The 20,632-nt window shown below is 46.7% G+C and carries 15 protein-coding genes, 1 other RNA gene and 2 pseudogenes; 8 read left to right on the forward strand and 10 right to left on the reverse strand.

The annotated features are described in order from the left end of the window. Positions 1 to 130 precede the first annotated feature (130 nt). The 6 genes from HPS54_RS08565 to HPS54_RS08590 all read right to left on the reverse strand — a co-directional run bounded on the left by HPS54_RS08565 (position 131) and on the right by HPS54_RS08590 (position 5,083). The gene (locus HPS54_RS08565) at positions 131 to 397 is read right to left on the reverse strand and encodes a PqqD family protein (RefSeq protein ID WP_172345030.1); all 267 of its coding nucleotides are present in this window, start codon (positions 395 to 397) and stop codon (positions 131 to 133) included. A 48-nt stretch (positions 398 to 445) separates the two neighbouring features. Beyond that, a complete protein-coding gene (locus tag HPS54_RS08570) occupies positions 446 to 934 on the reverse strand; it encodes a S24/S26 family peptidase (RefSeq protein ID WP_172345031.1) in 489 nt (162 codons plus the stop codon). Then, entirely contained in the window at positions 910 to 1,809 is a 900-nt protein-coding gene (locus HPS54_RS08575) for a hypothetical protein (RefSeq protein ID WP_172345032.1), read from the reverse strand. Before HPS54_RS08575 ends, HPS54_RS08570 begins: the two co-directional genes overlap by 25 nt. A 36-nt stretch (positions 1,810 to 1,845) precedes the next feature. After that, entirely contained in the window at positions 1,846 to 2,280 is a 435-nt protein-coding gene (locus tag HPS54_RS08580) for a hypothetical protein (protein WP_216653058.1), read from the reverse strand. Between the two features lie 103 nt (positions 2,281 to 2,383). Continuing rightward, positions 2,384 to 3,247, reverse strand: coding sequence for a sigma-70 family RNA polymerase sigma factor (locus tag HPS54_RS08585; protein WP_172345033.1), 864 nt, complete (start codon positions 3,245 to 3,247; stop codon positions 2,384 to 2,386). A gap of 378 nt (positions 3,248 to 3,625) precedes the next feature. After that, positions 3,626 to 5,083: a Do family serine endopeptidase gene (locus HPS54_RS08590; RefSeq protein ID WP_172345034.1), complete on the reverse strand. Its 1,458-nt coding sequence runs from the start codon at positions 5,081 to 5,083 to the stop codon at positions 3,626 to 3,628. Between the two features lie 1,157 nt (positions 5,084 to 6,240). Here HPS54_RS08590 and HPS54_RS08595 point away from each other — a divergent pair. The 8 genes and pseudogenes from HPS54_RS08595 (at position 6,241) to HPS54_RS08630 (ending at position 16,415) form a co-directional block, all read left to right on the forward strand. After that, positions 6,241 to 7,248: a tyrosine-type recombinase/integrase gene (locus HPS54_RS08595; protein ID WP_172345035.1), complete on the forward strand. Its 1,008-nt coding sequence runs from the start codon at positions 6,241 to 6,243 to the stop codon at positions 7,246 to 7,248. Positions 7,249 to 7,761: 513 nt separating this feature from the next. Beyond that, positions 7,762 to 7,956: a hypothetical protein gene (locus HPS54_RS08600; protein ID WP_172345036.1), complete on the forward strand. Its 195-nt coding sequence runs from the start codon at positions 7,762 to 7,764 to the stop codon at positions 7,954 to 7,956. 56 nt (positions 7,957 to 8,012) lie between these two features. Further along, positions 8,013 to 10,523: a sialidase family protein gene (locus HPS54_RS08605; RefSeq protein WP_172345037.1), complete on the forward strand. Its 2,511-nt coding sequence runs from the start codon at positions 8,013 to 8,015 to the stop codon at positions 10,521 to 10,523. Positions 10,524 to 10,682: 159 nt separating this feature from the next. Next, positions 10,683 to 11,066, forward strand: an RNA gene (gene rnpB, locus HPS54_RS08610) — RNase P RNA component class A. A gap of 90 nt (positions 11,067 to 11,156) precedes the next feature. Then, a complete protein-coding gene (locus HPS54_RS08615) occupies positions 11,157 to 12,476 on the forward strand; it encodes a YihY/virulence factor BrkB family protein (RefSeq protein WP_172345049.1) in 1,320 nt (439 codons plus the stop codon). A gap of 265 nt (positions 12,477 to 12,741) precedes the next feature. Further along, positions 12,742 to 13,143, forward strand: a complete 402-nt coding sequence (locus HPS54_RS08620; RefSeq protein WP_172345038.1) for a YkvA family protein — start codon at positions 12,742 to 12,744, stop codon at positions 13,141 to 13,143. Between the two features lie 100 nt (positions 13,144 to 13,243). After that, positions 13,244 to 14,128 carry an ACP S-malonyltransferase gene (gene fabD, locus HPS54_RS08625; RefSeq protein ID WP_172345039.1) on the forward strand — a complete coding sequence of 295 codons (885 nt, stop codon included), beginning with the start codon at positions 13,244 to 13,246 and terminating at the stop codon, positions 14,126 to 14,128. Between the two features lie 129 nt (positions 14,129 to 14,257). Next, positions 14,258 to 16,415: pseudogene (locus HPS54_RS08630) on the forward strand (alpha-amylase family glycosyl hydrolase). A 332-nt stretch (positions 16,416 to 16,747) separates the two neighbouring features. Here the strand turns inward: HPS54_RS08630 and fucO are convergent. The 4 genes and pseudogenes from fucO to HPS54_RS13100 form a co-directional block, all read right to left on the reverse strand. Then, positions 16,748 to 17,902 (reverse strand): lactaldehyde reductase, encoded by a 1,155-nt coding sequence (gene fucO / locus HPS54_RS08640; RefSeq protein WP_172345042.1) that lies wholly within the window; start codon positions 17,900 to 17,902, stop codon positions 16,748 to 16,750. Between the two features lie 353 nt (positions 17,903 to 18,255). Beyond that, complete coding sequence (locus tag HPS54_RS08645) at positions 18,256 to 19,830, reverse strand: Rne/Rng family ribonuclease (protein ID WP_172345043.1); 1,575 nt, start codon at positions 19,828 to 19,830, stop codon at positions 18,256 to 18,258. A 263-nt stretch (positions 19,831 to 20,093) separates the two neighbouring features. Then, positions 20,094 to 20,450 carry an HU family DNA-binding protein gene (locus HPS54_RS08650; protein ID WP_287229743.1) on the reverse strand — a complete coding sequence of 119 codons (357 nt, stop codon included), beginning with the start codon at positions 20,448 to 20,450 and terminating at the stop codon, positions 20,094 to 20,096. Positions 20,451 to 20,512: 62 nt separating this feature from the next. Then, positions 20,513 to 20,632, reverse strand: a pseudogene (locus HPS54_RS13100) (IS30 family transposase); the annotation flags it as partial.

A 20,632-nucleotide genomic window follows, 5' to 3' on the forward strand; every position in this document is an offset into this window, starting at 1 on the left:
ACACGGAAAAACCGGACTGTTATGATTATTAATCATGAGTGTAAACAGTCCGGTTTTTCCGTGTCTTGACGTTTGTTGAAGGCGGATTAATGACAGTCGGATGCCTTGCATCCCGACCGGCATCGCCGTATCATTCTATTATTCCGATTTTCTTCCATTCTTCGGTAAGTGCCGTTACATCCTTCAATGCCGTTTCTTTTTCCACATTATATTCCCTTGTCAGCAGTTCCGCAAGTTCCTCGCATGTGAACTCCCTGCCTGTAACTTCTTTCCACAAGTATGCCGACGACTCGTTCATGCTTATTATGTTGCTGAAATCGATGTTCTCTTTTCCCTCGGCAACGATAATGTTCTCGCCGCACACGGTGCGCAGGTTAAACCCTTTTTTTGTTCTCATTGTATGTATTATGTTTATTGTTTTTCTTTTCAATCCTTATGCCGCATGTCATTTCGCGCCACCGAAAACCTTCATCCATATCCTCCGGTAGAAAGCCAGAAGATATCTGCGCACAGGTCGCAGACGTGTCCATACGTATGAATATATGCGCCATTTCATGCCGTCGGTGCGATCCATTACATCGCGTCCTTTTCTGTAAAAACCTGTCACTGAGCCTTTGACGTCCTCCGTTCGGCACTTCTCCACCGTCAGATTGCCGTCTCCAAGCAGTGTCACCGTGCCGCCGGATATGTCCACAATGCGGTGCAACACATAGTGCCCCGGCGATATCTCAGCCAGCACCGGGTCTCCCTTCTTTATGTCCCTTGCCTTTACAAGCAGTGCCTTGTCGCGGTTGTTTTCAAGAAAAGGGCGCATGCTGTAGCCCTTGAGACGCAGGGTTACGGTGTACCCCTCGTCGAGCAGACGCACCACTTCGGGCAGGAACTTGTCGTTGGGAAACTGCTTTTCAACTATTGCGATATTGTCTTGTGGCATAAAACTGCAGCGTCTTTGTCCGGCAGACAGTGAAGAGTGTACATGCCGGTTGTCTCGATAATCTTTGTTATATTGTTGCAGACATTGTCAAAAATGTCCTTGCTCCATTTCATTGTAGAGCACGATGGCATCACTGATGCAAACGCCTTTGTGGGCGAAAGCCGCTCTATGCTGTTTTCCTTTGCCCTGTCTATGCGCGTAATGGCGCCCAGCGGAGCCTTTACATTGCGGTAACAGGGAGTCTTTCCGCTCCACGGACTGCCGTAGATAAACGTCTGTCCGTCGATAGTCCTCACTATCGGGTTGTCGTCGTTCATGAGGTCGCAGCCCGGTATGTGGCGCAGCCACAGGCTCACGTGTGTACTCTTGCCCGTGCCGCTCTTTGCAATGAAAGCATATCCGCGCCCGTTGTTACGTACCAATGAGGCGTGGATGAGCAACGCATTGAAGCGGCAACCGGCAAACGCGAAGGTTATCATCAAGGCGTTGTTCAGCCCGAAACTCCTCATGTTGGTGTTGCCGTTGAGCGCACACCGGCAGTTGCTGAAGCTGCGGTCTGTCTGCAACAGGCAACAGCTGCGCCCTTCGATGTCCTTTATGATATACTGGTATCCCCCGTCTGCAAGCAGGTCTACAATCGTGTCACCGTTGCCGGTGTCGAACTGCCCTATGCGTTCCTTGTCTGTGTGTATGGGCTGCAGCCCGTCGTCTACGGTGATTGTAAACAACTTTTCGCCGTCCGAAAGCTTCTCGCGAAACGGTTCGAACGACGAAATCAGCCCCATATTGTTTTTGCCCGTATCGTTGAAGACAATTCTAAGGTGCAGATCCGCCAGACAGAAATCGTTGATGTCCGCTTTTTCATGACTGTCCATGGTCTGAAACTTTAAACCTCACAACCTTTAAACATATCATTTCCCCACACCGTCTTCCACAACCTGCGGCACGATGCTCTGAAAGCGGAATTGGTCTGCGGCAATATGTTCGATGATACAGCCGCCCCTCTTTACATACCTGTCTCTCATCTTGCGGTGCTTTCGGTCGATGTCTTTCCGCTTGAAGGCGTATGATATCACGCATGTGCGGTGTTCCTTCCCGTTTTCGTTGAGATATGTCTTCAACTGTCCCGAATAGTTCTCGCGTTCCAGCATAAACTTTGTCTTGTCGTTTATCCATACGCTGTCAATCTCCTGAATATCCGTGAAATATACGGTAGAGTCGTTGAACGATGCCGCAAATCCGAAAGCATATACCTTTGGCACACACTTGTTTTTTGCCGTAATAGTGGTTGTGGCGAATGCTGCCACTACTGCCGTTACGGCAAACAGATACTTGTACAATTTCATATATTACTGTTGTTGTTGAGTTCTTATACGGGAAGTTGCCGTCAAAGCGCATGCCTCAGAACCGGTATTTCTTCCTTTCTTTGTATTCCTGTTAACCCTCCTCTCACTGTCCGAGATACGATTTCAGCAGCTTGTTCTTTGTGTTCTTGCGCAGTTTTCTTATCGCTTTCTCCTTTATCTGCCTTACCCTTTCGCGTGTCAGTCCGTGTCTTGCGCCTATTTCTTCGAGTGTCATTTCCGGTTGGTTTATGCCGAAGAACGCCTCGGTTACCATTCGCTCGCGCTCATTCAGTGTTTGCAGTGCCCGTTTAATCTCATCTCTCAGCGACTCCATCACCAACGTTTTGTCTGCCATGGGCGAGTCTTCGTTCTGCAATACGTCCAACAGATTGTTCGTGTCGCCGTCGGACAGAGGCGCGTCCACAGATATATGGCGTGTGTTGATGTTCATCGCGTCTTCTATCTTGTCGTGCGGAATGTCCACCTTGTCGGCTATCTCGTCGATGCTCGGGCGGCGTTCGTGCTGCTGTTCAAACTCGTTGAGCACCCTGTTTATCTTACTTGCCGAGCCAACTTGGTTCAACGGCATCCTTACAATGCGGCTCTGTTCGGCTATAGCCTGCAGTATGCTTTGCCTTATCCACCACACGGCGTATGATATAAACTTGAAGCCGCGGGTCTCGTCGAACTTCTCGGCGGCCTTTATCAGTCCCATGTTGCCCTCGTTGATGAGGTCGGGAAGGCTCAGTCCGTGGTTCTGATATTGTTTCGCCACAGACACAACGAAGCGCAGGTTGGCTTTTGTAAGCTTTTCCAGAGCCTTGCGGTCGCCTTTCTTTATCCTCTGTGCAAGTTCCACTTCCTCGTCGGTTGTGAGCAGTTCCTCATGTCCTATGTCCTGAAGATACTTGTCGAGCGAGGCGCTTTCCCTGTTTGTGATGGATTGTGTTATTTTAAGTTGTCTCATTCAGTATGTGATTTAAGTAGATGCAAATATACGAATAAGTCGAGAACAAAACAACAAATTCATTTGTTTTTTGTCGAGCAGGAGTATATTGGACGAAGACAAAGGCGAAGTCAAATATACGAATAAGTCGAGAACAAAACAACAAATTCATTTGTTTTTTGTCGAGTTAGAGTATGTTGGAAGCAATGGAATACGAACCGGAATAAAAACGTTCATCCGCTTTGTAGGGACTTATACTTGTATATGTCCGCGTCTTGTCATGTAAAGAATATGTTCTTTTACATAATATTTACAGACACATACAAGAATAAGTTCTCACAAAGCGGATGATATTTTCGTCTTTTTTATCCCTGAAACCTTAGTTCCGTGGGATACTCCTTAGTCCTCCTGCAACGGAACGGCGAAGTATGCCTTCTTGCCTGTGGGGAACATTCCCTGTATGTAGAGCACCGGATCCTTGCTCTTCGATGCGTCTTTCACCGCTTCCTGCAAGTCGTCGATAGTCTTCATCGGAGCATCGTTGACTTTCTGTATTATGAAACCGCGGTTGATGCCGGCATCCTTAAGGGCACCGTTGTTCACCTTTATCACTGCAAGACCGAAGCTTATGCCCAGCTGCTGCTTTTCCGATGCGTTTATCTCGCGGAAGTTTCCGCCCAGCACATCGAGGTCGGCATTCTTCACAACCTTTGTGTTGCCCTGCGCATTCTTTAGTGTTACGGTCACGTCCTTCTTGCGTTTGTTGTGCAGATAGGTTATCGTGATCTTGTCGCCCGGGCGCTTGTTTGCCATATACTCCTGCAGTTCTGCCATCTTCTTCACCTTCTTTCCGTCCACGGCGGTTATCACGTCGCCCTTCTCAAGACCCGCTTCGGCTCCGGCACCCTCTTCGCTCACCTTGGCAATGTATATACCCTCCATTGTTCCGAGGTCTATCTCGTTGCCCTTCTCTTTTTCTGCGTCGATGTATCTGTTTACATCAGAGCCTTCAATGCCCAGCAGCGCGCGCTGTACGGTGCCATACTGCTTGAGGTCTGCCACCACCTTGTTCATTATCGTTGTCGGAATGGCAAAGCCGTATCCGCTGTAACTGCCTGTCTGTGAGTATAGCATGGCGTTGATGCCTACAAGCTCTCCCTGGGTGTTTACCAGTGCACCGCCGGAGTTGCCCGAGTTGATGGCGGCATCGGTCTGTATGAACGACTCCACGCCGTTGGCACCCAATGAGCGCGCCTTGGCACTTACGATGCCCGCCGTTACGGTTGAGTTGAGGTTGAACGGGTTACCCACTGCCAATACCCATTCGCCCACCTTCAGTTTGTCGCTGTCGCCGATGGTCAGTGTCGGCAGGTTCTTGCCGTCTATCTTTATGAGTGCAAGGTCGGTGGTCTTGTCTGTGCCCACTATGCGTGCAGAGAACTCACGGTTGTCGTCCAGCGTTACGGTAAGCTCGTCGGCACCTTCCACCACGTGGTTGTTTGTGACTATATATCCGTCGGTAGATATTATCACTCCCGAACCGGCACCCTGCCTTTTCGGTGTCTGTATCTGGCGTTTCTGCGTGCCGCCGTTGCCGCCCGGATTGCCGAAGAAGCCGAATGGATCGAAGAAATCGCCGAAAGGATTGGACTGTACGTCGACGGTCTGCACCTTGCTGTTTTGCAAAAACTTGATGTGTACCACGGCGGGGAGAGCCTTCTCCGCGGCGTAGGTAAGGTCTACGGGCTGTCCCGGTGCCGGCGCCTTGTAGGCGTAAACCTTCATGAACGAGCCGGCAGAAAATGCTATTGCCACTATGCACATGGCATAAACCAGATAGTTTGATAATTTTTTCATGTTGCTGTTATTCGTTTTTGTTGATAATCTTTCTTGTACCGGACGGCAAGATATGCCGTGACCGTACCTTTCGGCACGGTTTTCCCGCGTTTTTTGTTGCGTGCAAATATAGTCCCATTTTTTATCAAACATATAAAACACATCTTATATTTGTTCTCTTTTAACACTCAAAACGCCCTTGTTAACGGCTCTTAGCGCGAAACAAGCCGTTTTTTACATTCGTTTAAAGAGCCGTAATGCAGGGCGTATATACTTTGTAACCGGTGCTGATTACGGATAAGTAAATCCTAATATAACGAATTCGTCGAATTATACAAACCACACCTGAGAGATGTGTCATAATTCAATATCTGTTGTATGTAGGGACATATTTTTCACTTCGTTCAACAACACGTCTTGTATTTGTCCGCCTGTAACAGACACGTTGTCAAACTGTTATACAAACGGACAAATACAAGCATATGTCCCTACTCGCGGGTGATAGCCTATTTTGACACATCCTCCGGTGGTGGTTTGTCATATCATATATGACCGATAATATAGATACATTAAATTTATGTTATATACATAGTGACACCATATAAGGGCATTTCGCGACATTTTGACATCGCAAAACCGTCGACTAAAACTTTCATTCCGGGCGTTTACGGACGCGAAAGGGGAGGCGTGAGACGTGAAAAAACGCCGTTTCGGATACGAAGTAGCCCGTTTCAGGTCGCAAAATGCGTAACTTTAGCCTCTAAAGTGCCGTCATTTGCATGCCAAAGTGCCGCATATTGCGGGCTGAAATGCCGTGTTTTGCATCCTGAAAGGGCATGTTTTGCATCCGGAGCTGTGCACATTTTCGTGTGATAAAGCATAACCGCGTGATATGCAGAGCGTTGCACCTGCACACCAATGCTTGCCGTTTTTACGCCGATGAGCGTAAAAGTTTCAAAAGATGGCAGTATTCAGGGATTGTGAAAAATCAAAAAGAAAGGAAAAAGGCGGAAATGATTAATAATTGATAATTCATAATTTATAATAGGGAAAGCCTTTGAAAGTTTGTTTATGCAGATGCCTGTGCCGTGTAGGGATGCTCCATGGAGCATCCGAATCCGCAGGGAATACCCGTTATAATATATATACGTTTAATTTTAAACATCTACTTATATATTATGTTATTAGGATTTACATTCAGTTTAAAGATTTCCATCGGCGGGCGTAAGGCGTCGTCGCGAAGGAAGAGAAAGGAGGGGATGAGAGACGCTCCGCGCACACCTCTCTTCCTCGAGTTCATGGACCGCGAGATGAAGCACGTGCGCCGCCGTTGCCGTCAGAGCACCTGCGACAACTATATGACGGCGCGCCGCTCGTTCGCCGCGTTTCTCGGCGGTGCGGACATCCCGCTTCGCGAGGTGACCCCGCAGCTTGTCTCGCGCTACTCGCAGTGGCTTTCATCCCGCGGCGTGAGCCTCAACACGTCGTCGTGCTATATGCGTTCGCTGCGTGCCATGTACAACGCCGCCGCCGTAAAGCACCGCATAAGGCGCTGCAGTCCCTTCTCCGCCGTCTTCACGGGCAATGTGCCGACCCGCAAGCGCGCCCTCGGCGAGGCGGAGATGCGCCGCATCGGCATTGCCGACGTGGAGGAAGACACCGTCCGGTCGTGGGCACGCGATGTCTTCATGTTCTGCTTCTATGCCATGGGCATGCCCTTTGCCGATGCCATGCTGCTGCGCAAGAGCCGGGTGAGGGACGGGACGATAACCTACTTACGGCGCAAGACGGGTCGCGAGGTGACGGTGGGCATAGAGCCGTGCATGGAGAGGATAATGAGAAAATATGCCGGCGGCGACGCGGACTATGTTTTTCCCGTTCCCACGGGCGACCGGTTTCCGGGCGGCAAAGGCTACGCCCGGCTGCTGAAGTGTTATAATGCCGCTCTGAAAGTGCTGTCGCGCGATGTGGGACTGTGCCTGCCGCTCACGTCATACGTCGCGCGCCACACGTGGGCAAGCCTTGCCTACCGCCGCAACGTTCCGCTGCATGTCATAGCGCAGGCGCTGGGTCATTCGTCGCCAAGGGTGACGATGACATATATAAGGGAACTCGACGGGAGCACCGTCAGGCGTGCAAACAAAAAAATAATAAGGGGATTTACGTCAGCCACCTCTGTGCAATAGCTGCAACACAAAAATAAAATATCGCTGCAAAAGTACTTATTATAACTGAAACCAGCAAATATTAAACGGGATTTTTTCATGTCGTCCGGGCTTGTCCTGTGGTTTCCGGCAATATAAAGCACATCAAAAACACAAAGACTTGACATCTGTAAAACACTGACAATCATGTTTTTATACTGTTTTCTGTCACCTCTTGCACAGAGGTGCCTGCCGTGGTTCCCGCCTGTGGCTTGTGGTTTGGCTCGGCATGCCGTGTCGTTAGGGCGCGTGGTCACGGAGTTGTGATACATTACAGTAATTCTCAGTGTGCCGCCCGTGAGGGTGGCTGTTGGAAATAATTACTTGATTATACTATTTTTTCGGATACCGGAGCCGTGAGGCTGCGGTGTCCTTTTCGCTAAAATGCAAAAGGATGGGCAGCATCTATGGTGTTGTGCCCTCTCCATTCTTACACAATAAACGGACAAACATCACGACAGAGGGTAGTGGTATTACAATTTAAAGTGTATTACAATGAATAGAAAACAGTATGTAAAGCCGAGAACGGACATTGTGGAAGTTCTTGCGGAGACAGACGTTCTTGGAATTGTCACCGGTAGCGGCGGACAATCGGGTGAAGAGGCTTTGGGCAAGGAAGACTTGTTTGATTGGGATGAGACCAAAGACGAAACGGACGACAACGAGAACAGTACGTATGACGTGTGGTGATGTGTTGTGTGGTGTTGTTGGAAAGAAATATTATAAATAAAACAAGGTAAGGAAAGATGAAAAGATTTTTATCTCTGATGTTGCTTATGGCAGTGACGGCATGTGTCAGCATGGCGCAGGTGTTTGATACAAATAGCTCCTCCCGTTACCGTATACCGGCAATAGTAAAAGACAACAACGGTAGTCTTGTTGCTTTTTCTGATTACAGGTATGGTACCGGCGATATAGGCACCGGGCGTATTGATATATACGGAAAGATAAGTACGGACAATGGTGCGACATGGGGCAATAGCTTTACAGCGTTGAGCGGAAGTAATACAACAGGATTTACACGTGCCCATGGCGATGCTGCCGTGGTGTGCGACCGCGAAAGCGGAAAGATGCTGATGATGTGTGCATCGGGAAGTATCGGGTATTCAGATTCTAAGATAAAAATAAACCGTCAGGGGCGGGGTTCTTGGTTTTCTCCGTATACTTATAGTCTTAATGTTAATGAAGCAATACGTGTAGGACGTTCTTACAGTGAAGATAACGGAAAGACATGGACAACATCTGTTGACAAAACATCTGATGTCTATGGTATATGGGATGTGGCAAATGCAACCAGTTACAACGATGGTGAAAATTTTGTAGTTCCTGTCACAGGACTATTCTTCACAAGCGGCAAGATATGTCAGAGCAGCAAGATAAAAGTAGGAGATTATTACCGTATATATGCTGCGTTGTGCACCAACGTTGGAAGTCTTGTCGTTTATTCTGATGACTTTGGAGAAACATGGAACGCCCTCGGAGGAACAAGTGCACGCCCGGCACCAAATGGTGATGAGGCGAAGATAGAAGAGTTGCCAAATGGCAACGTACTTCTCTGTTGTTGTGTGAATGGAAATACAGGACGCGACTTCAACATCTTTACATATACAGACCAACGGACTGCTGCCGGAATATGGGGATCGGTTGTAAGGTCGGGACAGACGTCGGTTGCCGGCGAGACATACGCCGCATCATGCAACGGCGACATAATGATTGTGCCTGCAAAGCGCGACGGCAAAGACATTTATGTAGCATTACTTTCGGCAGCGATGAGCAGTGAGAGAGAATACGTGGGTATCTATTGGAAAGAACTTTCGGCAGAGAGTGATTATGACACCCCATTGGATTTCAAAACAGGTTGGACGGCATTCCCCGTAAGCACAACATCATCATGCTATTCTTCCATGACACTCGACAACAACGGAAACATAGCTCTGCTTTATGAAGAGACACTGCTTAATTACGGTTATGACATCGTGTTCAAAACATTTGCTCTTGAAGATATAACGGGTTACAAATATAACGATCCATGGGTAGGCAAGGTGCTGACTATTAAAGTTCTGTCGTATGATGCGGATGAAAAAGTGGACCAACAGCGCTATCTATTTAATAATGATCTTAATCTCGCTGTAAATGCTGAAGAGGAAGCGACAACGCCGACATACAACCATTATTGGGTTGTGTCCAAAGATCCGGGCACAAATACATACTATCTGTCATCACTCAACGGTGACGGCTACATGGGAAGAGCTAATGCTATAGATTATTCAACAGGTGAGAAAAAGGAAAACATACCTGCATGTACGGACGATTATAAAAAGGAGTTCGAAATCCAAGACTTTGTTAAGACTTGGACACTAACTTCCAATAAAACCGGAGTAGCTATGAGCGGATATGCATTGAAGTTTGCATATGATAGCGACAAATCCAGAGTAGTGGCGATAGCCGACGACGGAGAAATTAACTGGTTTGACCACACTGCAAAAAGAGAGGCGATAACAAACAATGGCGTCACTAAATACTGGTCAACCGACTTTGAACTTAAAGAAGTAGAGTATACCAATACAATCGGTGATTACGGAACATTCGACAAACCGACATACTTCGGTTTCCCCGTTAAGTTTGAGCGTTCGGATGACGGCAAGGCTGTATATCAAGGAGAAGACTATAACTTCTATGCCACTTTGAAACTTCCGTTTGCCGTGACATTGCCTGATGATGTCAAAGCATATAAGTGCACATCGCTCTCGGATGTAGAAGGAACACAGGTGGGACTTGAAGAGCTTGAGCTTAAGGACAATGTGCTTCCGCGCGAGACGCCCGTGCTTCTGAGCATGTCGGGAAAAGAAGGAGACGTTAAAACAGAGAAGACTATATATCTGCGTCCTGCTCTTGCACAGACCATGCAGGAGACAGGCTTTGCCGGAACGCTCGGAAAGAAGACTTTCAGTGATACCGAGTATAACCCTGAAACCAACTCTAATATATATATTCTTAGCAAGAAGAACGGTCATGTTGCCTTCTATTGGCTCAGTGACCGCACCATGGCAGCCAACAAGGCATACTATGTTTTTGAAGGAACGGCTACAAACCAGTCGCTTGTGTTCAATTTCGGAGGAACAACGGCTGTAGACAAGATCACAGTGTCCGATGCCGTAAAGGGCAACGAACCCGTGTACGACCTGTGCGGAAGGCGTGTGGCTGCTCCTGTCAAGGGAATATACATACGCGGTAACAGGAAGGTTGTAGTAAGATAAGCTCATCCATATATGCAATGATTGCATTAAAGATTATGCACGGCAGGCGTAATGTCTGTCGTGCATAATTATTAAAAAGACGTTGCAGGCATATAAAATATGTATATTATGATTGTCCGTTACGCCGTTTTTATTTACCTTTGCATACAGAAAAAGAACGCAGTGCCACGGTTTGTCGCCGGTGTACGTAAGAGACACAGGAGGAAAGTCCGGGCAGCGCAGGGTGCTCCACTTCCGAAAATAGAAGCTATTGGTGACAGTAGGTGACGGCAGAAGAAAACAACCGCCATATATAATAATGTGGTAAGGGTGAGAAGGTGGTGTAAGAGACCACCGGTCGGCGGGCGATCGCCGGGCTGTGCCGGCTGGAGGCTGCAAGTTCGCGTATACCATCGTCTGAGGGTTACCCGCCCGACTTATTCCGATGGAGGGTAGAACGCTTGAGCCGCAGGGTGACTTGCGGAGTAGATAAATGACAGGCACCGCCGTGGTTGCCGAGAGGTAGCGGCGGAACAGAACCCGGCTTATAGGGGCGCTGTTTTCTTTTTTTGCTTTATATCCATTGTAAAGCGAATAATGTGTCTTTCGCATGTATAGACATTTTATTTGTCAGTTTCATTTAACGACAGGCTTATGGGCGAGCGTATAAAAAGACTGGTTGACTTTCTGAAGGTTGGTATCTGGACAGTGGACAGACACGACGTGTCGCCTGTGCGGTATATTGTCTATGAAGTGATAAGAAAACTGCTTCTTGCCATAGAGTGTTTCACGACGAAACGCATGATAGACTCAGCCGGATATCTTACTTATTCCACACTTCTTGCCATTGTACCGATTATGGCGGTGCTCTTTGCCGTGGCGAGAGGCTTCGGTTACAACAAATATATAGAGGAGTGGTTTCGTGACCTGTTGTCGAGTCAGCCGCAGGCAGCCGACATCATAGTGGGCTTTGTCAATTCATATCTTGTCCATACCAAGAGCGGCGTGTTCCTCGGCATCGGTCTTATAGTGATGCTTTGGACGGTCATAATGCTTGTATATAATATAGAACAGGCGTTCAATAATATATGGCAGGTAAAGAAACCGCGTAGCCTTTTCCGCACCATAACCGATTATATGGGCATGTTTTTGCTTGCTCCTGTGATAATAGTCGTGTCGTCGGGACTGTCTATCTTCATGGCAACGGTAGCGGGCGAGACAGACCGCATCGCTCTTCTGGGACCGGTCATGCGCTGTCTGATAGCGGTTATGCCATACGTATTCATGTCTGCGGTCTTTGTGGCGCTTTATGTTTTCATGCCCAATACGAAGGTGAAGTTCAGATGTGCGTTATTTCCGGGTATACTTGCCGGTGTGGCAATGCAGGGCTTGCAGTTGTTTTACATACATTCGCAGATATGGGTTAGCAGTTACAACGCCATATACGGTTCGTTTGCGGCGTTGCCCCTGTTTATGCTTTGGGTGCAGATATCGTGGATAATATGTCTGTTTGGCGCCGAACTGTGCTATGCCAGTCAGAACTTTGAGGACTTTGCATTCCGTGCCGGTACCGACGAGATAAGCCATCGCTATCGGCTGATGATGAGCGTGATGCTTATGAGCCATATATGCCGGCGCTTTGAGAAAGGAGAGAAACCGTATACGGCGCTCGAACTGCGTATGATAACGAACATACCAATACGCGTAACCCAGGATCTGCTTTATGATCTTACACGCATACACATGATAAGCGAGGTGACGTGCGACGAGAAAGGGGAAGACAGCGTATATCAGCCGGCGGAAGATTTGCAGCGCCTTACGGTGGGCGCGCTTATAGACCGTATGGAGGCTTACGGAAAGTGGAGCTTCAATCTTAACACTTCCGGTTGCGACCGTGTGGCATGGACGCGTGTGTTGCGCGCACGCGCCGATTATCTCGACGAGCAGAGAAACGTGTTGTTAAAGGAACTTTAATACACTTTTAATTCGGGAAAAATGCTTATTTTTGCATAAGATAAGTTGCGCCTCAGCAATTTGAAACTGGTTTCATTGTGTTCGGCTTGCATTATCTTTGCATAAGATAAGTTGTATCTCGGCAATTTCAAGCATGCTTGATTGCGCTCTATTTGCATTATCTTTGTATAAGATAAGCTTCGCCTCAGCAATTTGAAACAAGTTTCATTGCATTCGGCTTGCATTATCTTTGCATCATTAATCATAAATTAAAAGAAACAGATAAATGGAATTACCTGATTTTATGTCATACTCCGGTAAATTCACCAGCGGTGAGTTTATGGACAAGATTTCAAAGATTGCTAAGCGGGCAGGGGCAAAGTTGGTCTATGCCGCATTGATATTGTTTTACACCTTGCAGAGCGACAAGATATCCATAAAGGACAAGGCTATAATAGTGGGTGCCCTCGGTTATCTGGTGAGTCCGCTCGATGTGGTGCCCGATGCAATACCCATTGTAGGGCTTGGCGACGACCTCACCGTTCTTATCTATGTATTGAATAAGGTGTGGGGAGATGTGCCCGAAGATGTGAAGACAAAGGCGAAAGAGAAGCTTGAAAAGTGGTTTGACGATGATGAGATAAGCGAGATAAACGATTTGTTCGGCAACAATCATGACATCAAATAATGTGATTGCAAATCCAAAATCGTGATTTTTCTTGTCTGTATTGTGGAAAAAGGCTATCTTTGCAGCCTAATTCATTAATAGTAAACTTTTTAAAAGAATTATGAAAGCATTTGTTTTTCCCGGACAGGGAGCACAGTTTGTAGGTATGGGCAAAGACCTCTACGACAATAACCCTTTGGCAAAAGAACTTTTTGAGAAAGCTAACGATATTCTTGGTTACAGGATTACCGATATTATGTTTGCCGGAACCGATGATGAGTTGAAGCAGACAAAGGTTACACAGCCCGCAGTTTTTCTGCATAGTGTAATCAGCGCATTGTGCATGGGAGATGATTTTAAACCGGAAATGACGGCAGGACACTCTCTCGGAGAGTTCTCCGCACTTGTTGCGGCAGGTGCTCTGAGCTTTGAAGACGGACTGAAACTTGTTTATGCACGTGCCATGGCTATGCAGAAGGCATGTGAAATGGCTCCTTCTACTATGGCTGCAATTGTAGGTTTGGCAGACGAGAAAGTAGAGGAAATATGTGCAGAAGTGAACAAAGACGGTCATGTTGTTGTTCCTGCAAACTACAACTGTCCCGGTCAGTTGGTGATAAGCGGTAACATCGAAGCGATTAACGAAGCTTGCGAGAAACTGAAGGCTGCCGGTGCAAAGCGTGCCCTGCCGCTGAAGGTTGGCGGTGCATTCCATTCTCCGCTCATGCAGCCTGCCAAAGACGAGCTTGAGGCGGCGATAGAGAAAACGGAGTTTGCAGCGCCCAAGTGTCCGGTATATCAGAATGTAGACGGTAAGCCTCATACGGATGCAGCCGAGATAAAGAGCAATCTTATAGCACAGCTTACAAGTTCTGTTCGTTGGACGGCGTGTGTTCAGAACATGATTGCCGACGGAGCCGATGACTTTACAGAGTGCGGACCGGGCAAGGTGCTTCAGGGCATGATAGGTCGTATAGACAAGACTGTGGCTGCACACGGCATTTGATAAGATTTTTAGGAATGAAGAATGAAGAATGAAGAATGAAGAATTAAAGTTACATTGTTTTAAAAGCAAACTTTAATTCTTCATTCTTCATTCTTCATTCTTCATTTCCCTGTTCTTCATTCTTCAATTATGGGAAAGATAATAATATATCAGATATTTACGCGCCTTTTTGGCAATAGGACTACGGCTTGTATCGAAAGCGGAACGCTTGAAGAAAACGGCTGTGGTAAGTTTGATGATTTTACTCCTACAGTGCTTAAGCGTATAAAAGACATGGGCGTTACGCATTTATGGTACACCGGAGTGATACGTCATGCCACGGCAACCGATTATTCAAAGTATGGAATACCATGTCAAAATCCGTCTGTGGTGAAAGGAAAGGCGGGGTCTCCGTATGCGATAACCGACTATTACGACGTTGACCCGGATCTTGCATCGGATGTTGAAAGGCGTATGGAAGAGTTCGAGGCTCTCGTTGAGCGTACACACAAAGCCGGAATGAAGGTCATAATGGACTTTGTTCCTAACCATGTGGCGCGGCAATATAAGTCGGTATGCCGTCCGGATGGCGTCAGAGACTTGGGAGAAGATGACAACAAGGGCATGCACTTTTCAACGGTAAACAACTTTTACTATTGTCCGGACTGTGCTCTTGACCTTTCGGATGTTGTTTCTTCTGCAGATGCGGGTGACAATACGTATATGGAATGTCCGGCAAAGGCAACCGGAAATGACTGTTTTGGCAACCGCCCCGGCAGGAACGACTGGTACGAAACGGTGAAACTGAACTATGGTGTTGACTATTGCGATGCGGGAGGACGTTCGTTTCATTTTGACCCGATACCCGATACGTGGAACAAGATGACGGATATACTCTTGTTTTGGGCGGCAAAAGGAGTTGACGGTTTTCGTTGCGACATGGCGGAGATGGTGCCTGCCGCATTCTGGACGTGGGCGACAGACAAGGTGAAATACCGTTATCCGGATAAGATATTCATTGGAGAGGTATATGATCCCAACAGGTATCGCGACTACATAGGAGCCGGATTTGACTATCTTTACGATAAGGTGGGCATGTACGACTGTGTACGCGATGTGATATGCGGCAGGCGCAGAGCATCGGACATCACGTATATGTGGCAGGCAACTGATGACATTCGCAGTCACATGCTTTATTTCCTTGAAAATCATGACGAGCAACGTATAGCATCGGACTTCTTTGCAGGTGATGCCGAAAAGGGTATTCCGGGACTTATTGTCAGTGCTCTGATGCAGAAAAATCCGTTTATGGTCTATGCCGGACAGGAGTTTGGCGAGCGTGGAATGGACAAGGAGGGCTTCAGCGGTGTTGACGGACGCACCACGATATTCGACTATTGGACGGTTGGAACGCTGTATCGTGGCTTTGTTAACAGACGCAAACAGACAGTTGCAGAGAAACATCTTTATGATATATATGCAAAAGTTCTCAATGTGGCGGCTAATGAAAAGGCTGTAAGCGAAGGAGAATTTTTCGATCTTATGTATGTCAACGGGCATATCGCAGACAGGCAGTACGCATTTATACGGAAAGCCGGTAACGAACTTCTGCTTGTTGTGGCGAACTTCTCGGACAAGCCTGTTGTTGCAGATGTTGTTATACCGCGTCATGCTGTTGATTATCTCCGTATCGATGAGAACAACCATGAGGCAGTAGACATGCTGTCGGGTGACAAGTGCGTGTTAAAGGTAAAGGCGGATGCCCCTGTGTCTGTCTCGCTGGAACCGTATGGTGGAAAGATATATAAAATAAATCTATAGTCAGTTACAACAAGTCATGGCAGAAGATATATTGTTGAATGCTCACAACAAGGAGGAGTTCCCTCCGGCACACACAGCCGAACATCTTTTAAATCAGACGATGATACGTATGTTCGGATGTGAGCGTTCGCGTAATGCGCACATTGAGCGTAAGAAGAGCAAGATAAGCTATATTCTTGAACGTAAACCCGACCGTAAGATCGAGAAGGAGATAGAGCGCAGAATGAACGAACTGATAGAGGCAGATATGCCGGTGACATTTGAGTTTGTCACACGCAGCACTCTTCCCGACGGCATATTGCTTGACAAGTTGCCGGATGATGCCTCGGAGACGATACGTCTTGTGCGTATAGGTGATTACGATGTGTGTCCGTGTATAGGCAAACATGTGCGGTCGACAGCCCAGATAGGGCGTTTTGAGATGCTCGGAACGAATTGGGACGAAGAAAAACGCTCGTTCAGAATACGTTTTAAGATTGTGCAGTGAGGTTGTAAGCTATTGTGAATTCGACGAATTCATATTCTCTGAATATTACAAACCTTCTCTGGAGAGTGTGTAAAATAAATAATCATCTGCGAGTAGGGACATATGCTTGTATTTGTCCGCCCATAACAATAGATAAAAACAGCGGGGACATCGAAAGAAAAAGATAAAAGGAGATTGGAGAAGTTATGTGGCTAAAGCCACGGAAGATAAAAGACAATGGCTTGTACCAAGTGACAAAACATTTGTCTTTTATCTTCATTTATCTTCTCATGTCTCCTTTTATCTTCTTTTGATTTCTTTCAGACGCACCCGTCTTTATTTATGCTACCTTGTTAAAGCACTTTTTTGTAAAGCTCTACAATCTGTTCTTCCGTCACATCGCGCGGATTTCCGGGCGTACATACATCCGTTATAGCCTGTGCCGCAAGTGCCGGTATGTGTTCTTCCTTTATGCCAAGTTCGCTCAGATGCTGCGGTATGCCTACACGTATGGCAAGGTCTTTCACTGCATCGCATGCAGCCTGTGCCGCTTCCTGTGCCGTCATGCCCGTGGTGTCGACTCCCATTGTGCGCGCAATAACGCCGAATTTCTCTATACATTCGGGCATGTTAAACTCCATAATGGTGGGCAGCAGCAGTGCGTTTGCCACTCCGTGAGGGATATCGTGCAGCGAACCCATGGGGTGTGCCATGCCGTGTACAAGTCCGAGACCTACGTTTGAGAATGCCTGTGCAGCAATATATTGTGCCAGTGCCATGTTCTCGCGTCCCACTGGATTTGTCGGTTCCTCAACCGCTGTGGGCAGATACTCGGCAATCATCTTTATCGCCTGAAGCTCGTACATGTCGCTCATCACCCATGCACCCTTGGTTATATATCCTTCAATGGCGTGTGTCAGGGCGTCCATGCCCGTTGCTGCCGTCAGTCCCTTTGGCAGAGAATATGTCAGTTCGGGGTCAACGATAGCTACAGCCGGTATGTCGTTCGGGTCAACACATACCATTTTAGCCTGACGCTCCTCATCGATAATTACGTAGTTGATAGTAACCTCGGCACCTGTGCCCGCTGTTGTTGGCAGTGCGATAATAGGTACGCTCTTGTGTTTTGTCGGTGCGACGCCCTCAAGCGATACTATATCAGAAAATTCGGGGTTGTTGATAACGATGCCGATACCTTTTGCTGTGTCCATTGCCGAACCTCCTCCTATGGCTACAAGGCAGTCTGCGCCGGAGGCTTTGAATGCCTCGATACCTTGCTTTACGTTTGTTACGGTTGGATTGGGCTTTACCTCCGAGAATATCTCGTATGGAAATCCTGCTTCGTCCATGATGTCGGTCACCAGTTTTACGGTTCCAACTTTGATAAGTCCTTTATCCGTTACGACAAGGGCTTTGTTCATGTTCATACGTTTAAGTACATCTGCCAGCTCTTTTCTGCAACCGGCACCGAAGTAAGACACTTCGTTCAGAATGAATCTTTGTGACATAGATTTATAATTTAAAAGTTAACGATAATATTTGCTTTTTCCTATCGCGAAGATAAAGCAAGCCGAGCATGCTAAAACCATGTTTGTGGCAATAGAAGCTACCGCTTATCTTATGCAAAGATAATGCAAGCCGAGTGCAATCAAGTTTACTTGTAATTGCCGAGGCACCGCCTATCTTATGCAAAGATACGCAATAGAACTTAATAAAACATGTAATATCAGCTTTTTGTATTGGGAAATATGCTAAAAACGCAGCTTGAACAGCGGTAAAATATTTGATAAAGCACAGCGAGGACAACCTTATAAACAGCAGAAAGCCCCATGGATATATGTTTCCATGAGGCTTTTCCGTATTATTTTGTCTCGATCTCTTCTTTCATGTCTATAAACTCTTTGTTGCAGTCATAAAACTCATACTGCAAGAAAGCCATTTTCTGTGATGAGACAACGTGCACGCCCATGCCGTATTTTATTTGCCATTTTCTTTTCAGGGAGATGATACCCTGGTTGATGTAGGCTGCAACATACGGGTGTACGTGCAGGTAAAATTTCTTTACGCCAATCTTATTGACTAACCGGTCAATTTTGTTCTCTAACTGTTCAGTGAAAAGAATGCTTGATTTTATCTTTCCTTTTCCGAAACAAGTAGGACATGTTTCTTCCACATTGACATCCATGGCGGGGCGAACTCTCTGGCGTGTAATCTGCATCAGTCCGAACTTGCTCAGCGGAAGGATGTTGTGACGCGCTCTGTCTTTCTGCATGTTCTTGCACATGCGCTCATAAAGAATTTGCCTGTCTTCCGCCAAATTCATGTCGATGAAATCTACAACAATAATTCCGCCCATGTCGCGCAGCCTTAACTGCCTTGCAAGTTCGTCCGCTGCGCCAAGGTTCACATCAAGCGCGTTAGCCTCCTGTCCGTTTGCCGAGCGTGTGCGGTTGCCGCTGTTCACGTCTACTACGTGCAGCGCCTCCGTGTGCTCTATTATGAGGTAAGCCCCGTGCTTGTAGTTTACTATTTTCCCGAAGCTGGACTTGATCTGCTTTGTTACGTTGAAATTGTCAAAGATAGGTACGTTGCCGCTGTATAGTTTGACTATTTCCGCCTTTTCCGGCGCAATCAGTGTGACATACTGTTTGACCTCTTTAAAAATGTCCGTGTCGTTTACATATATGTTTTCGTATGAAGGATTGAACAGGTCGCGCAACAATGCTACCACTCTGCTTGTCTCCTCGTAAACGAGTTGCGGTCTTGTCTGGGTCTTCTGTACTTTTACAACGGCATCCTCCCAACGCTTCAGCAGGATTTTAAGTTCGGTGTCGAGTTCTGCCACTCTCTTGCCCTCTGCCACGGTGCGCACTATCACACCGAAGTTTTTGGGCTTGATGCTTTGTATAAGCTGTTTAAGTCTGGCACGCTCTTCCCCGCTTTTTATTTTAGAAGAAACAGAAACTTTATCGTTAAATGGAATCAAGACCAGATAACGTCCGGCAAAGCTCAGTTCGGCTGTAAGGCGCGGACCCTTGGTCGATATGGGTTCTTTTACTATTTGCACCAGCACCTCGTCGCCAACTTTAAGTTTGTTCTGTATAGTGCCTTCCTTTGGAAGGTCAGGCAGACGTGATGCCTTTGAGAAAGGATAAAGTTTCTTTCTGTCGCTCTGCACCTGTTTCAGGTACTTCTGATAAGAGTCAAATTGGTTTCCTAAGTCAAGATAATGCAGAAAGGCGTCTCTTTCATAACTTACGTTTACAAAACAGGCGTTAAGCCCCGGCATAAGTTTCTTTACTTTTGCCACATAGATGTTTCCGACAGAGAACGATGCCGAGCGTGTCTCGCTCTGATATTCTACCAGATTCTTGTCTTCCAGCAGGGCAATCGAGATGTCTTTCTGTTGAACGTCAATTACAACTTCGCTGGTCATTTTCTTGATTATTATGCTTAGTGAGTTCCAATAATAAAGGGCATGTCAATAAATCACCGTATGCGGGTTGATTGACATACCCTCAGTCCCGAAACGACTGACGAGCAGGCACTGCTTACTTGCTCTTATGTCTGTTCTTTCTTAATCTTTTCTTACGCTTGTGGGTAGCCATCTTGTGGCCCTTTTTCTTCTTACCGTTTGGCATAGCTTAAAATTTTAATGGTTTAATATTATAATGTTATTTATTAAATGCGGCTTAATGACTACTCGCCTTTCATCTTGCTTACAAAACTTTTTGCCGGCTTAAAGCTCGGGAAGTCGTGTGCGGCAATGACGATAGTCGTGTTCTTCGAGATGTTTCTTGCCGTCTTTTCGGCTCTGTGCTTGATAATGAAACTGCCGAAACCACGGAGATAAACATTCTCCTTGTCCTCCAACAGGCTTTTCTTTATAACTTCCATGAAGGCTTCAACTGTTGCCGAAACATCCTTTCTTGCGATGCCCGTAGACCCGACAATTTCTTCTATAATGTCTGCTTTAGTCATCTTTCTGTTATTTGTTAATTTATTACTATTTTTTACATTGTTTATTTTTGGAGTGCAAATATACGATTTTTTAATGTTATACTGAAATTTATTTCATGTTTTTTGCAGAAATGGCGCCTAATATTATGTAGGTAGTTTCAACTGGCAAGTGCAAAATTAATGATTTGTTTGAAGAATTCTTCTTTCGGGGTTGAGAAATTTAGTTTCTTTCTCGGTCTGAGGTTCAATTTCTTTCCCACTTTCTTGATATAGTTGTC

This window comes from Xylanibacter caecicola (assembly GCF_013166515.1).
Classification (GTDB): Bacteria; Bacteroidota; Bacteroidia; order Bacteroidales; family Bacteroidaceae; genus Prevotella; species Prevotella caecicola.